Here is a 16,108-nt window from a genome sequence, read left to right on the forward strand (position 1 = left end):
ACTTTACCATCTAACTAATTCCGCGAAGTATCCGTAATGTTGTAATTTTTGCAGAATACATGTTTATAGTAAAGCATAACATGTTTTTGAGTATTACTTCCCTCTAATAAGAAGTAATCCGTTTAGAAGGATGGGCGTGCACACATCCTTTTTTTTATTATGATGAGTTATTTAGCATGAATTCTAGTTTTTTAATTGGTATTTGTAATTGATTGTTTTTTGGTTATCCAAACTGGTTTACCAAATTGGATAACCAAATATATGTTATTTTTTCGTTAAAAAAAATTTAATCGGAAATTTAACATTCTCGGGCATTAATGTTTTGAAATGAGCTCGCCACATACGTTTGCATATGGAGCTACATGTTATAAACCCCACCATTTATATCGAGGGTAGCACCCGAAATAAAGCCATCATATTCTGACGCCAAATATAAAACCGCTCTTGCTACGTCATCGGCGTTACCTGCTCGTTGGATTGGAATATTTGCCGTTGTCTCCGCTGCTGATTCCTTTGTCGTATGCGTATTGTGAAATGAAGTTCCCAGGATAAGACCTGGAGCAACCGCGTTGACCCGTATACCCTTAGGGCCCAATTCTGAAGAGAGCGCTCTTGTGAATGTTAGTATGGCTCCTTTGCTGGTAGAATAAACCAGCGAACCAGGGTGACCGCCTTTGCGCCCCGCAAGTGATGCCAAATTGACAATACTGCTGTTGTCATTTTTCGCAAGATGAGAAACTGCAGCTCTCGTTACAAACATCATAGATGTGAGGTTGATGTCCATTACCTTTTGCCAGAATTCCACCGTCATTTCACTTAGCATTCTACGAGCTACAAGTGAACCTGCATTGTTAATAAGTATGTCTAAACCCCCAATTTCCGCTACTGTTTTTTCAACCAAAACATTCGCGTCAACTTCTTTCGTTAGGTCACCACTTATGGCAACCGCTTTTTGTCCTTTGCCAATTGCATATTCAGTCAATTGGTCCGCAGTATCTGAACTGGAAAAATAGTGGATGGCAACATTAGCACCGCTATCGATAAAGTGCTTGGTGATTGCTTCACCTATTCCCTGAGCACCCGCGGTGATAAGTACGTTTTTTCCGGCTAATTTGTTGTTCATATTCTTTAGATAATACTATTATTGATGATCTTAAACCGATTCCTATTTCGTCATAGAATCTTTCCGAGTTGAGCTAGTTTTTTATTATCACTATTTATCTCCAAAATAAGATACCCCGTCACCACTTAAAAAATCTTCTCTTACAGGACTAAATGTGTCAATTAGTATCCCTTCTTTCAAACAAACTGCGCTATGCAATAAATTAGGCTCAATGTAAACTCCATCTCCGGCTTCTACAATTTTCTTTTCTCCATCAATTTCAAATTCAAATTTACCTGAAACACAATAGGTAGCTTGTGTATGAAAATGTTGGTGTGGGGCGCCTAATGCTCCTTCCTGAAATTTCACTTTTACCATCATGATTTGGTTATCGTAACCTAAAAACTTTCTTGATACTCCCCCTCCAAGTTCTTCCCATTCCATTTCTTTTGAGGTAATGTACTTTTCACTAAATCGTTCCATAATTTTTCTATATTTCTATTTAAAATAATAAGGATCTGATTATTGGCAATCATGTCCGTTTCTATTTAATTTATGTGTACTTTTTTTTACACGAATCTATATTGCTACTCGAATATTTCTGACCGCCGGAGACCTCCAACTTTTGAGTATTGCGCTACACATTATTGCGAATATAGGACTAACTCCAAAATCACTTATTGTTAGGTATTGTACCTGGACCCACTGTCGCTTCCAGAAACCACACTTCGGTATAGCAGCCATTTTCATACTGCTTAGCGATATCACCGCCATAGGTTTCCGCACCTGCGAACCATACCATATTTGTTTCGGGACTTTTACCATTTGATTGGTTATAAGCACCTTGTTTAAAATAATTCAGCTCTCCGCTATAGGCAGTAGCACGCTCGGTCCCATCTTGTCCTATAGGTACAAATAGTTGCTGCACTTGATCTGGTAGGTCTGATTTTTTTAGGTATTCAGACTCGACGAGATTTTTTGTAAATGTTTTTGTTTTATGGTTATCACTTTTGAATGTGAGATACATAATACCTTTATAGACATTTACTTCATAACTGAATTCTTCTCCTAATTCTATTCCATCCGCAGGCTCAGCAGGATACTCATTTTTGCTTGTTCCAATGACGGACATATCATTTCCCCATACTGCGGCCGAATATTCCCACCTTCCAGAATTATCATCGCCTGCTGTATTGATTTCATAATTCCAGAATACAGACCCTTTGGTATGGCCCGGAAATTTCTTATAAAATATTTTTAGCGGTTCATTTTCATGTCCTTCACCACTATGAATCTGCCCAACTACTGTTGAGTAAGAGGCCGCAACTCTGGCATCGCCAGAAGTAGAAACTTGCATGACCTTACAAGTGCCGGTTAGTTTACCCCCTTGTTCAGGCGTCCATTCTCTTTTTTCGTGTAACTCTGATCTTGTATTACTGGAGTTTTTTGAAGTGACACCTGAGTTTGGTGCTTTGTAGACTACCCAGCGTCTTGTACCATCGATTACAGTATAGAAAAAATCTTTGTGTTCGAAGTCGACAAGGTTTTCCGAAGTTGTTCCATCGCCTAGTAATATTTTAAATTTATCCATAAATGGAATCACCTCAATTGGATAAACTGTTTTTGTACTTAAGTCATCATTAGCTTGAAAGTACCCTGCATTGGATACGGCATCATCACTGATTGTGATATTTGCTGATTTAAACCAAACTTCAGCATAATTACCATCTGCATATTGCTTATGAAGATCACCACCATGGGTTTCAGCTCCTGAACACCATACTTTATTTACTTTAGGGTCTTTTCCGTTCGTTTGGTTGTAAGTTCCCAACTTAAAAAAGAGGCCTTCACCGGAATAAGCATTTTCCTGCTCTAGTCCATCTTGACCTATGGGTACGAATAATTTTTTGACTTGTTCTGGTATATTTGAGCGTTGTGAATATTCAGAGGAAATGAGATTTTTAGTAAATGTTTTGGTCTCATGCCCTTCACTAGTGAACGTTAGATTCATAATTCCATCCTTAATATCCACTTCATAACTGAATTCTTCACCTAAAGCAATGCCATCTTGTGGTTCTGGTGGAAAAGTATTTTCACCTGTTCCAACAACAGAAAAGTCATAACCCCAAATAGGATAGGAATAATCCCATCTACGCGAGTTATCATCACCCGCGGTATTGATTTCATAATGCCAAAAGACCGAACCTTTAGTATGACCAGGGAATTTTTTGTAAAATATTTTTAGCGGTTCGTTCTCATGACCGTCTGCACTATGAATCTGACCAACCACTACTGAATACGTGGCAGCAACACGAGCATCCCCGGTAGTTGACACATTCATAACCTTAAGGGTAGCGTTCATTTTGGCTTCCGTCATTGGTGTCCACTTTTTTAATTGGGCCAGCTCGGTTCTTGTGTTGTTGGAAGAACCATGGGTATTGCCTGCATTAGGTGACTTAAATACTACCCAATCCCCATTGTCATCGCTTGCGGTATAAAAGAAATCCTTGTTCTCATAGTCAGTTGCCTGACCTACATTAGAACCATCACCTAAGATTAAGTTCCAATGTTGGAAAAATGGTATGATGTCGTTTGCAGTAGTCCCCAGAGCTGACTTCTCAATCTCTTTTGTGTCGTTTTGCTTTTTATTCATATCTCCACAACTATGCAATAGTAAGATAACTCCTGCCATTAAGGTATAATGTAGAAAAGTTGATTTAAAGTTCATGTTGTTCTTTATGTTGGTTACAATTTAAAGTAATAATAGCTCCTCGATTAGCTTTTTCAACAGCCCTTTTAGTTATTCTAAACTGGTTTACCAGTTTGGTTTACCAAATATACGGCTATTTATAAAACTAACAAATATTTAACATCAAATCGGTCGATAATATCATTGATTACTAATTTATCAAGAGCGAAGTCAATAATATGGGACTATAAAGAAGAATTTCATAATAAGTATATTCATTGTAGAACACCGCCGGAATATGTGCACTAAATAATTTCAAATTGAATGGTGATCTAGGGTTGGGTTGAAGAAATTTTGCTTTTGGTACTGCGTCTAAACAAATAGCCTATAGTACCAATGCTTAGTGAACAAAGCACAAATATCAATCTACCCCATAATGGATTGGGGATTAAAGCCATAAGCATAATACCAACACTCATTACAAGCACCATGCCTCCCAATTTATTTCTTTGTTGACGGTCCACCTCGTCTTGCTGATCATCTGCTATAACTGGTCTTTTTAGATCCTCGAAAAAGCGATCAGTTTCTTCTTTGTGATTGTCTTTTGCTTCATTGTAAAACAATGAAGTTGCCCAGAAAAAACCTCCCGTAATAAACACATGCCCGGCAATAGTTAGAATTATATTCATGTCAACAATTTCACGACTAGTTAAAGATTCGACACCTAACCATGAAACAAAAACATTCGCAGTAATAACATTATCAATCATCCAGGAAACACCTAAACCTAGAGCAATAGTAACCCAAGGTGCCCATTTAGGGGTCTTTTTAACAACGATACCAACTACTAATGGAACCATCATTGGCAGCTGTACCATAGTTGAAACTCTCATCATAAGTTCATATAAACTGAGTTCTTTAAGCGATGCGAAATACATCGCAACACCGATAACTCCCAGACCACTTATAAAGCTAACCAGTTGACTGATTCTCAGTATTTTACTGTCTTTTTTTTGTTTATTCTTTTTAGCCAGAAACGGTTGATAGATACTTCTGATAAAGATACCCGCGTTTTTATTCAGCGCTGAGTCCATAGAAGACATAGAAGCGGCAAAAAGGCCGGCCATCAATAACCCAACAGTCCCAATAGGCATGGCATTACGGGCAAATACTAAATAGACGGCATCTGTCGCCTTGTTTCCCAGTTGTGCATAGTCATCAGGGGCATCCGGGTATATAGTAGCAGCTGCCCACGGCGGGATAAACCAAATAATAGTTCCCACGCCCATTAGCGTCATGGCTAATAAGGCCGCTTTACGGGCGTTAATGGAGTCTTTTGCACCGAGAAATCGAAATGAATCATGAAGATTCATCATGGTTATAATCTGTTTCGGTAAAAAGAAGATGAAAGTACCGAACAATATTAAAGGGTAGTTCATATTCGGACCTATGAGAAAACCGCCTGGAAAATTTTTAACCAAATTAACCGGGCCATCAATCATTACCAATGCCACTATCGCGGTAGCCACCGAAACAACAGCTACAACCAAAGTTTGAACAAAGTCAGAAGCTACAACCCCCCAGGCTCCTGATAGTACCGATACAAAAACAACCGTCAAACCAATCCCAATAATGGTTGTAAAGATGTCGGCATCGAAAACGGCACTGGTAAAAACCCCTAGAGCGTTTAACCAAACTCCGGCATTTATGAAGGAAAATACAATTAACGCCCAGGAAAAAAACAGTTCATTTCCAGATCCAAATCGCCTTTTTATTGCTTCTGTTGGCGTATCTACCCTCATTTGTCTGAATCTATGAGCGAAGAATAAATATCCACAATAGAATGCAAAAGTATTACCAATATAGACGGCACAAATGGCGAAACCGTCGTTGAAGGCTTTACCTGCCGCACCAGTAAAAGTCACTGCTGAAAATTGCGCCATAAAAGCAGTAGCCCCTACCATCCACCACAACATTCTTCCGCCGCCGCGAAAATAATCACTTGTAGATTTACTAGCCATCCGTGAAAACACCACACCAATTGCAAGGATTAATACAAAGTAGATAGCTATTACCAGATAGTCATAAAACATAATTTTGCCTTTTTATTGCAGATGACGAACATCTGTCCAGTTCTCATTCTTTCTGATTAAATCAATGAGTTGCTGGTACAGACTTCCCTCTTTGAAGGATTGGTAAGGAGCAACAGTTTCTCCTTTAATATCTTTTACGAATTCTCTAACCAAGTAATGCCAATTGCGCTCCGTATCGCCATTAACTTTTGGCTGGTCATCAACAATTTCCTGAGGTAACGGCAGCTCTTGCCAAGTTTTATTTTCATCCCAAACATACAACGGACCCATGCCATAGTGTCCTTTAATATATATAGCTCCCTTCGTACCGTAAAACACGATATGGTCTTCATTAAACCTAGGATTAAGCCCACCATGTTTAAACAGAACGGAAACTGGTTTTGTGGCCATTGGGCTTTCCAGCTGCGCCAGTACGGTATAGGACCATTCGACATTACTTTCTCCCCATTTAAGTGCGGGGTCGTTGAGATCTTTGGGAATATGGTCTCTTCTCGTCTTGAAATTATGTACACCTTCAACGATGGGTGCTTTGCCCAAGTCGTCGCGCACTTCTCCGATTATCGACAAGATTTTTTCGCCGATTACCGACGTAGCAATGGACATCATGTGGGTAAAGTTGTTGTTCAAACGACCACCACCATCTTCTTTTCTATGCGACCATCCGAAGGGAATATCCCGCTCCAGATTGAAGTGCGATATAAACTCGGCTTCCACAGGTTCGCCAATCAAGCCATTTGCCACTAGTTGCTTAGCATGAATGACACATGGCATATAACGAAAGCTAGAAGCAAATGCCGTTTTTACTTTTTTCTCTTTGGCAAGTTCATACAACTCCACTGCTGAATCTCCACTATTTGTGAGGGGCTTTTCGCAAAATACATGACATCCGAACTCGATTGCCTGTATTATTGTTTCATAGTGGGCGCCACCAGGAGTCGCGATAGAAACAATATCGGGTTGACAATCTTTCAATGCTCGTTGCCAATCTGTTCCAGAATAGGGAATCTCCATTTTCCTGGCCACCTCACTTACTACCCTTGGCGTTCTTCCAACAATGCCCACTACTTCAGCACCTACAGCCCGAAACGCATCTGCATGACCTTGGCCGGCAAAACCGGTTCCCGATATAAGTACTTTTAACTTCCTATCCATTTGTTGAGCTTTTGATTTATTGCTTTCTCTGATGGCTGCGTTTTACCAATTCCATAAGGTGCCATCTTCTAACCGATTTATAGGAAGGTACGATCGCTTGTAGGGGTATTTCTTTGCTGCTTCCTCGTCGAAATCAACGCCCCATCCGGGTTTGTCATCCATATACAACAACCCTTCTTTTAATTCAACTTTGTAATGGAACACTTCGTTCAGCTCAGGAGTGCCGAAACCGATAAATTCCTGGACACCGAAATTAGGGGCCCAAAGATTAAAATGCATATGTGCCATTAAGCAAACGGGCGAAAGGTCTGGTGCTCCGTGTGGTGCCATTCGCACATGATATAAAGATGCAAAGTCTGCCAATTTTTTTAGCGGTGTTAATCCTCCGCCATGTGTGACCGCAGTTCGCACATAATCTATCCATTGGTTTTGTATCATCTCTTTGGCATCCCAAAGGGTGTTGAATTTTTCTCCTGCAGCCAAAGGTGTATTGGTATGTTCTCTAATGATTTTATAGCCTTCGGCATTTTCAGTGGTCACTGGATCCTCTATAAAAAGTAACTTATAAGGTTCCAATAGTTTGCCCAATCGTGATGCCTCGATAGGGGTCAATCTGCTATGCACATCGTGGCATAGCTCTATTTCATAGCCAAATTTCTCTCTTGCCTGTTTAAAGAGTTCAGGAATAAAATTCATGTATTTGGTGGTCGACCACTTTTGTTCTGGCGGTAAAGGTCGATTCCCCTGTAATTCATAATAGTTTTTTTTGCCCTCCATGGTACCGTACGTACCCTTCGTATTGGGAATGGTACACTGTAAGCGCACAGCTTTGTATCCTTTTTTTATCATAGTACCCAGGTTTTTCAGAACTTCTTCTATGGTTTCCCCATTGGCATGACCGTATACCCTAACTCCTTTTCTACTTTTTCCACCGAGTAGTTGGTAGACCGGCATATGGGCAAGCTTTCCCTTGATATCCCAAAGCGCCATATCTATGGCACCAATAGCAGCAATACTCACAGCACCATTTTGCCAATAGGCTCCTTTGTATAGGTAATGCCAAATATCCTCGATTTGATGGGCATCCTTTCCTATAAGACAGGGAACGATATGTTGCTCTAAATAAGCTACTACAGCCATTTCCCTACCGTTAAGAGTGGCATCTCCCAGCCCGTAAGTATCATTTTCTGTTATAATCTTAACGGTAACAAAATTGCGCCCCGGTCTGCAAACAAAAACTTTTATATCCTTTATTCTCATCCTAGTATCTTTTGGAATTCCAATTTGGTTTTAATGAAGAATTTTGCCAAAGTAATCCATAGAAATTATTCTTTTCCTGGCAATGTACCAGAACTTACAGAAGCGTCTTTAAACCAAATCTCTGCATAACTTCCATTGGCATATTGTTTTGCTATATCACCATCAAAAGTTTCTGACTTAGTACTTTTCCCGTTAGCCTGATTATAAGCACCTTGTTTAAAATACTGAATTTCACCAGCATAGGCATTTTCACGTTCAATTCCGTCTCGTCCTTTTGACGCGTATACGGTCAAAACTTGTTGTGGAATGTCAGACTTTTTCGCAAAATCTGATTTCAGTAAGCTTTTTGTGAATGTTTTAGTCTCATGTCCATTACTAGTAAAAGTGAGGTACATAATACCGTTATAAACATTTACTTCGTAGGTGAACTCTTCACCTAAGGCAATACCATCTTCTGGTTCATCTGGATATGTCGTTGGATTTGTCCCAACAACTGAAAAATCATATCCCCAAACTGCTGTTGAAAAATCCCATCTTCCAGAATTATCACCTTTTGTATTGATTTCATAATTCCAAAAAACTGAGCCTTTTGTATGACCTGGAAATTTTTTATAAAAGATTTTTAAAGGTTCGTTTTCGTGTCCTTCATCACTATGAATTTGCCCAACCACTACTGAATAAGAAGAGGGAACTCTTGCATCACCTGTGGTTGAAACGTGCTGTACTTTTAATGTACCTGTTAATTTACCCCCTGTTTCGGGAACCCAATGTGCTTTTTGCCCTAATTCTGTTCTTGTGTTACTTGATGTGCGTGAGGTAATACCAGAATTAGGTGTTTTATAAACTACCCAATCTGTTTTTCCATCATTTGCAACATAAAAGAAATCTTTCTTCTCATAATTCACTAATTCCTCAGAGCGAGTACCATCACCTAAAAGAATTTTCCATTCATCCATAAAGGGAATTACATCGCTCGGATAAATTGTGGCCTTAGAGTCTTCATTTTTAGATTTTTTGGCTTTATCAAAGCAACTGTTTATGAATAATACAAGGCCAATCATTAAAAGAGATTGCACTAATGATTTAAGAGTTTTATTGCCCATCATATTAGATTTTTGATTAATTCTTTTTGAAATGGAACGTGGGGTATATTGTTCATTAAAAAACTACCTTCTTATTTCACCGGAAGTGTCCCCTTCCATTAAACCTAATACGTTTTCCAAAGACACTAAATTTACATCCCCGGGAACCGTATGTTTTAAGGCACAGGCAGCCGATGCGAAATCCAAAGCCTTTTCATCATCATAATGTAATAGACCATAGATGAGGCCAGCGGCAAAGGCATCTCCGGTACCCACACGGTCTATAATGTGGGTAATGTTCAGCATTTCGCTTTTAATATACGCTTCCCCGTTCCACATTTTACCTTGTATTTGGTTGTGTGAAGCACTTATGAGCCTTCTGGTTTTCTTGACCACTTTCTTGACATTGGGAAAAAGATTTATCAACTGTTTGGCTAAAAACTGAAAATTATCTTCAGGTTGTCCCAAGCCGAACGTTTCGCGAATTCCCCGGCTGCTGGTAATCACAACATCGCAATTTTGCACTAAATCGGAGATAACTTCCTGCATGGTTTTGCCATATTTCCACATGTTGCTGCGCGAATTAATGTCTCCTGAAACAGTTATTCCCAATTTGTTCGCTGTTTTAATGGCATCTAAGCAACATTGGTAGGCACCTTCCGAAATGGCCGGGGTAATCCCTGTCCAATGGAACCAATCGGCGTCTTTGAGCACAACTTCCCAATTTACCATTGAAGGTTCAATTAAGGAGAAAGATGAGCCTTCTCTTTCGTAAACCACCTCACTTGGTCTATGCACTGCACCTTTTTCAAGAAAATACTTACCCATCATGTCATCGCCATAAATAACGTGTTCGGTGCTTAGCCAATGTTTACGTAAAAATTGTGTGGCCGCTTTGCCAAGGGCATTATCAGGAAAACGGGTCACATGGGCGGCTTTCATGCCCAAATAAGCGCATGAAATGGCCACATTCGCCTCACCACCTCCATAAACAAGTTCGAATGAAGAAGCCTGTGAAAATTTCTCATAGCCCGGTGGGGACAATCGCATCATTACTTCACCAAAGGTTATTACTTTTTTAGCCATAATTTCTAGTACATCAATTTAAGGGGAAGATTTTCCTCAACTATAAACTCCCCTGAGTTTTTTATTTCGTTATTCGAATAGGTATTATTTTTTGCTCCCCATAGGCGGGCAATCAACTTTACTCTGTTGTCCATAAATTGGTTTCCGGAAATATCCACATTAACGATACCGTAAGTGTTGATTAAAATTCCATTTTCCTCTTTAGCACCGCATTTTGTAAACATGCTATTGGCAACCACCAGATTGCCCCCCACTGTAGACTCATCATATCCACCTCTGTAGTAATCTATAACATTAGCTTTAACGCCATTAAAATTGCAGTTATTTATGGTTAAATATTCCGCGTTATAATCTCCTTTATCGTTGGTTTCTTCAGATAATTCCAAACCATTTTCACAGTTCAAAAATGATGTGTTGTCAAAAGTGATACGTTCTGCAAACGATTCTTTGTACACTTTCAACGCATATTTAAAATCAGCGATATCACAATCGGAAACTGACAGCCCAAAATGTGTAAACATGTTTTCTTTTAAACTAGCGAATGCGTATTGTGATTTTGTTCCTTTTAAGGAAACATTATTAATGGTTAGAAATCCTTTTGGGTGTAATTCAAAAGCTGGCGTGTCTTCACTTCCTGTAAATATAATTTCAGCTTTTTCACCCTGTGATTGAATTGTAATATTTTTATTAATCGCCAGAGGTTGGTTAAGAGTATATATTCCCGGACTTAATGTAATAATATCTCCATTTTCAGCTTCCCCAATTTTTGCTTCCAGGTCATCTGTTTTATTTGTTGCAACGAAAGTTTTAGATTCTTTAGCCTCCACTTCACCAGGATACCAGGATGTTCCATATTTAGATTTATCTAAAATCATTGGGTCCTTAGCTTTAATGTCTACAACAGCTCCAATATTATTGTTTTCTCTTGAGTTTCCAAAAAGGTCATTTGAAATGGTTTCGAATCCAAAACCTTCATAAGGCTCAACTTCAAAACTGCTTGAAGGCATTAATATATTTTCACCATATTCACTCATATCAAAACTTTTTGCTTCTAATCCTTCAAAAGCTTTAAACGCTACATTTTGATTATTGATAACATTGCTTTTAAACGTTACGCCATCGGCTTTGTCATGTTCGATAATCGGTGAGGGATCACCTTTCTCATTGTAAATAACATTGTTTGCTACAAGCATACGTAATGGTCTTGCAGATCTGATTTCAGATAAAGGCAACACATCTTTTTGGCTAATGTTGGATCCAACACCAAACTGCCAGGGTGAGTCACAATTAACAAACGTATTATAAGCTACAACAACATCTGTTACCTGGTTGTACCTATTTAATGGTGATTTTGGAATTCCGTTCATTACCGCTAATGGACTTCTGAAATTTTTCCCTTTGATATTAAAAAAATAATTATTTGTAACCCAATGTCCTGTATTGATGATTCTGATACCTCCAATATTTTGATTTACACCATCACCAATAAAATAATTGCCATCTATAGTGCAATAATTTCCATGTCTGGTCACTAAAGAACCTTCACTTTTATAGAACACGTTATTTCTAAACTCGTTAAAATTGGTTTTGCTTGAAATAATTTCTACCTCACCATTGCATTCCTCAAACAAATTATTGGCAACCATTGTATAGCTTGGAGTCATTGAGGTATAACTATTACCTATTTGAATAGTCTCACCACTTGGTCCTCCTTTTGGTGGTCTTGGCCCAAAATGATTATTTACTATTTGATGATAGTTATTTATATTTTCATTCCCGCTTAGATCAACTCTAACTGTTGGGCCTCTATTAGTTTTGCCGGCAATATAACAATTACTTAAGGCATTATGCCTTCCCCAAAACTGAACCCAACGATCTGAATTGTCACGTTTTAGTTTATTAAAATCTTCAATCACGCAATTAGTAACAATACAATGGTTTCCTATTTTTGTCTTATCAACTTTAAATTCAATTACTGCATCAGAAGGCGAATGACCATTCCTAAAATGTAGCCCTTCAACTATTAAATAGTTTCCTCCAAATTTTAAATCTGAAACACCCTCCAAAAAAACTTTTCCCGGAGTTTCTGCTTTTATTGATATTGGTTTGTCTTCAGTACCTTCTCCTATAAATTTAATTTGAACGTCTTTCCAAATGCCATTAGCCAACACAATGTCATCGCCAGGCTGCGCATTTTTTATCGCTTCTCCTAATTCTTCAGGATTGCTTACTATTTTGGTATTCTGATTGGTCTTATTTTCACAAGCGTTGAAAATAAATAACAAACACAGTACAGTTAATATTCTCTTCATAATTAATAAATTTTTGAAGGCACAACTTACATCTAAGATTGGTTTACCAGTTTGGTTTACCAAATATATGTATATTTGTTGAATTGCCAATAGTTTTACTAATATCCTGTCAATTCGGAAAAATCAAAATGGTAAAAACGCATTATAGCATAATAAACCTAAATTTACTGAACTTTTTTCTGTCTTTCTTGTTCTTAATGGTCCAATGCTCCAGTGCCCAGGATTTTTATAAAATTGAGTTAAAAGATACTTACCCATGGTGTATAGTCGCATATGATTCTTTGGAGCGTTCCCCAAAAGAAAGAATCGCATTGATAAAAGAAATAGGATTTAACAAGTACGCATATGATTGGCGGGATAGGCACCTTGAGGATACATCTTTAGAACTTCAACTTGCCATGGATAACGATATCGAAATTTTATCTGTCTGGATTTGGTTAAATGCCAAGAGGGACGGTATTGAGCAGCTAAGCCATGCAAACGAAAGATTGTTCAAAATTATAGAACAATTAAACCTTAAAACTACATTTTGGGTAAGTCTTAGTGAAAATTTCTTCAAGGACCTCAACCACCAACAATCGCTATCAAAGGCTGTTAAAATAATTGATGTTATAGCCATGAGAGCGGCCGAACTTGATTGCAAGGTTGCTTTATATAACCATAGCGGATGGTTCGGAAATCCATATTACCAATTAGAGGTAATCAAAGCCCTGCCACAGCATGAATTGGGTATGGTCTATAATTTTCATCACGCGCATGGCAGTATTGAAGATATTCCTCAGATAGCGAAAGCCGTCATACCTTATCTAAAAGCTGTGAATCTTAATGGTATGGAAAAGAATGGAAACAAAATCTTAGCCATTGGTAAGGGAGATTATGAAAAAGAGATGATTAAGATATTTATAAAATCAGGATTTAGGGGACCTTGGGGAATATTGGGACATGTTGAAAACTCAGATGTAAAAAAGGTTTTATTTCAGAATATTGATGGACTAAGATCCTTGCAAGACCAATGATCATGTATTAATAGTTAAAAGTAAAGCATCGACTGAAATGAAAAAATCGACACTAAGAACAAGACGAAATTTTATTAAGCAATCGACTATTGCCGGTTCGGCTCTTATTTTCCCAATAAATAGCATGCCTAATGGTTTATTTGGATCTAAAAACTCAGTAGACAATGGTTTAAAAGTACATTTGTTTTCAAAACACTTACAATTCCTTAATTATACTGATATGTCTGAAGCCGCTGCTGAAATGGGTTTTGATGGTCTAGACCTTACGGTAAGACCAAAAGGTCATGTATTGCCAGAAAGGGTAACAGTTGATTTACCCAAAGCAGTGGCCGCAATGAAATCATACGGCCTAAATCCGAAGATGATTACTACGAACGTTCTTGATTCCGAAAACCAAGAGGACAAAATCGTATTGGAAACGGCAAGTAAGTTAGGTTTTACACATTACCGCACAGGTTGGTTGACCTATCCTGAGGATAGGACCATAAGTGAAAGTCAGGCAATATATAAGGAAAAGTTCAAAAACTTAGAAGTACTCAACAAAAAATTAGGACTAATCGGATGCTATCAAAATCACGCTGGTAATCATGTAGGTGCGCCGATTTGGGATTTGCCACCAATACTGTCGACTACCGATAACGAAAATTTGGGTTGCCAATATGATATCAGACATGCTGTGGTAGAAGGTGGGAGTAGTTGGGAGCTTGGGTTAAGGATAATTAAACCGTTTATCAAAACTATCGTTATTAAAGACTTTAAATGGGGCAAGGTAGATGGAAAGTGGAAACCTGTCAATACCCCTCTAGGGGAAGGCATGGTGGATTTTGAACGCTACTTCTCTTTGCTTAAGAAAAATCAGATTAACGTTCCCGTTTCGCTTCATTTAGAATACGATTTGGGTGGGGCAGAACATGGAAGCACGAAGTTGTCAATGGACAAAAAAGAAGTATTTAAGCAAATGAAAAAGGATCTCCATTATTTAAGAGAAGTTTGGAAAAGAGCATCCTAGAGTCAATTTTTTATCATTGACCAAGTGTCATTTATGAAAAACAATTATAAAAATGAATTCATGTCAAAATTAACTATATCAACCAGAGAAAAACTAAAGAAAGTGAGTACGGCGACTATTGCCACCTGCCTGTTTAAAAAAGGTTTAAAGAATCAGTTTATACAAGGCGTAAAACCACTCCAGCCGGGTAAGGCAACCATGGTTGGGGAAGCCTATACTCTTAGATACATTCCGGCCAGAGAAGACTTGAACCCTATTGAGGTGTTTAAAGATCCTAAACATCCGCAACGTGTGGCAGTTGAGGAGTGCCCGGAGGGTGCTGTACTAATTATTGACAGTAGAAAGAATCCAAGAGCGGCCTCTGCCGGATCTATTTTGGCTACTCGTTTAATGGTAAGAGGGGCTGCAGGAATCGTAACTGATGGCGGATTCAGGGACTCCGCTGAAATCGCTTCCTTGCCCCTACCATCTTATCATAATATGCCTTCTGCACCAACAAACCTGACATTGCACCAGGCAATTGACATAAATATACCTATAGGTTGTGGAGATGTTGCTGTTTTTCCCGGGGATGTCGTTGTTGGCGATGATGACGGCGTCATAATTATTCCTTTTAATCTTGCAGATGAAGTAGCAGATGAGTGCCTTAAAATGACTCTGTATGAAGAATTTGTTATGGAAAAAGTATTGGAAGGGCAGGAAATAATTGGTCTCTATCCGCTTACCAATGAACGATCCAAAAAAGAATTTGAGATCTGGTTAAAAGACAAGAAATAAGTTTTCAAGGCCTGCTTTACAGACCACTCATGGAAATTGATTTACAGCCAATCACGGAGGTAACCGGAATTTAGATTTAAACTCACAATTTCTCCGGTAAAGAATTTTAGTCGAAGTCTGAAATCTATTTTGCTTTAAATTTACCTTAGAATGTAGCTTTATTTTAAAGGCACAATTTATGGTATGAAAGTGTTGATTGCAAAGATGAGCAGGACTTACAACAATCCATTGCCACTTATCTGAAAAGTGAAACTATCGATGTTTCTAACTTCCAACGTCTCCTAGTTTGACCAAAAAATTGCTTTTTAATTCGTAAATTCGTCGGTATTTGAAACAATACAAAATGAAACCATTCAACTTCAAAAATCTTGCTCTAAGAGTGTGCCTTATTGCCTCCATGTCATTTATGGTTGAGGCCCACGCTCAAGCTGCAGAAAATGCCAATTTCGAAGCGGGTATCGCAGCTTATCAGGCCAACGACCTGCCTCTCGCCTACAAAGAGTTTCTCACTGCTGCTAAGGACGGCCACG

General features: G+C 38.5%; 12 protein-coding genes and 1 pseudogene. 4 read left to right on the forward strand and 9 right to left on the reverse strand.

The window, feature by feature from the left end; genetic code table 11:
* Nucleotides 1-358: 358 nt before the first annotated feature.
* The 9 genes from Q0X89_RS07960 to Q0X89_RS08005 all read right to left on the reverse strand — a co-directional run bounded on the left by Q0X89_RS07960 (nt 359) and on the right by Q0X89_RS08005 (nt 12,776).
* Nucleotides 359-1,123 (reverse strand): SDR family NAD(P)-dependent oxidoreductase, encoded by a 765-nt coding sequence (locus Q0X89_RS07960; protein WP_297692895.1) that lies wholly within the window; start codon nt 1,121-1,123, stop codon nt 359-361.
* 90 nt (nt 1,124-1,213) lie between these two features.
* On the reverse strand, nt 1,214-1,585 hold the full coding sequence (locus Q0X89_RS07965) for a cupin domain-containing protein (RefSeq protein WP_297692897.1): 372 nt from the start codon (nt 1,583-1,585) through the stop codon (nt 1,214-1,216).
* Nucleotides 1,586-1,775: 190 nt separating this feature from the next.
* Nucleotides 1,776-3,830 (reverse strand): polysaccharide lyase family 7 protein, encoded by a 2,055-nt coding sequence (locus tag Q0X89_RS18040; protein WP_366938685.1) that lies wholly within the window; start codon nt 3,828-3,830, stop codon nt 1,776-1,778.
* A 293-nt stretch (nt 3,831-4,123) separates the two neighbouring features.
* Nucleotides 4,124-5,884 (reverse strand): hypothetical protein, encoded by a 1,761-nt coding sequence (locus tag Q0X89_RS07980; protein WP_297692899.1) that lies wholly within the window; start codon nt 5,882-5,884, stop codon nt 4,124-4,126.
* A gap of 12 nt (nt 5,885-5,896) precedes the next feature.
* Nucleotides 5,897-7,036, reverse strand: coding sequence for a Gfo/Idh/MocA family oxidoreductase (locus tag Q0X89_RS07985; protein WP_297692902.1), 1,140 nt, complete (start codon nt 7,034-7,036; stop codon nt 5,897-5,899).
* A 42-nt stretch (nt 7,037-7,078) separates the two neighbouring features.
* On the reverse strand, nt 7,079-8,296 hold the full coding sequence (gene manD, locus Q0X89_RS07990) for a D-mannonate dehydratase ManD (RefSeq protein WP_297692904.1): 1,218 nt from the start codon (nt 8,294-8,296) through the stop codon (nt 7,079-7,081).
* Nucleotides 8,297-8,361: 65 nt separating this feature from the next.
* Nucleotides 8,362-9,402, reverse strand: coding sequence for a polysaccharide lyase family 7 protein (locus Q0X89_RS07995; RefSeq protein ID WP_297692906.1), 1,041 nt, complete (start codon nt 9,400-9,402; stop codon nt 8,362-8,364).
* Nucleotides 9,403-9,462: 60 nt separating this feature from the next.
* Nucleotides 9,463-10,464: a sugar kinase gene (locus Q0X89_RS08000; RefSeq protein ID WP_297692908.1), complete on the reverse strand. Its 1,002-nt coding sequence runs from the start codon at nt 10,462-10,464 to the stop codon at nt 9,463-9,465.
* A 5-nt stretch (nt 10,465-10,469) separates the two neighbouring features.
* Nucleotides 10,470-12,776, reverse strand: coding sequence for a chondroitinase-B domain-containing protein (locus Q0X89_RS08005; protein WP_297692910.1), 2,307 nt, complete (start codon nt 12,774-12,776; stop codon nt 10,470-10,472).
* Between the two features lie 197 nt (nt 12,777-12,973).
* Here Q0X89_RS08005 and Q0X89_RS08010 point away from each other — a divergent pair, with 197 nt between their 5' ends.
* The 4 genes and pseudogenes from Q0X89_RS08010 to Q0X89_RS08025 form a co-directional block, all read left to right on the forward strand.
* Complete coding sequence (locus tag Q0X89_RS08010; RefSeq protein WP_297692912.1) at nt 12,974-13,792, forward strand: hypothetical protein; 819 nt, start codon at nt 12,974-12,976, stop codon at nt 13,790-13,792.
* Between the two features lie 37 nt (nt 13,793-13,829).
* Nucleotides 13,830-14,801 carry a TIM barrel protein gene (locus tag Q0X89_RS08015; RefSeq protein ID WP_297692914.1) on the forward strand — a complete coding sequence of 324 codons (972 nt, stop codon included), beginning with the start codon at nt 13,830-13,832 and terminating at the stop codon, nt 14,799-14,801.
* Nucleotides 14,802-14,861: 60 nt separating this feature from the next.
* Entirely contained in the window at nt 14,862-15,578 is a 717-nt protein-coding gene (locus tag Q0X89_RS08020) for a ribonuclease activity regulator RraA (RefSeq protein ID WP_297692915.1), read from the forward strand.
* A 343-nt stretch (nt 15,579-15,921) separates the two neighbouring features.
* Nucleotides 15,922-16,108 (forward strand): annotated as a pseudogene (locus Q0X89_RS08025) (sel1 repeat family protein); the annotation flags it as partial.

The sequence above is a fragment of the uncultured Eudoraea sp. genome (assembly GCF_947258525.1).
Lineage (GTDB): Bacteria > Bacteroidota > Bacteroidia > Flavobacteriales > Flavobacteriaceae > Eudoraea.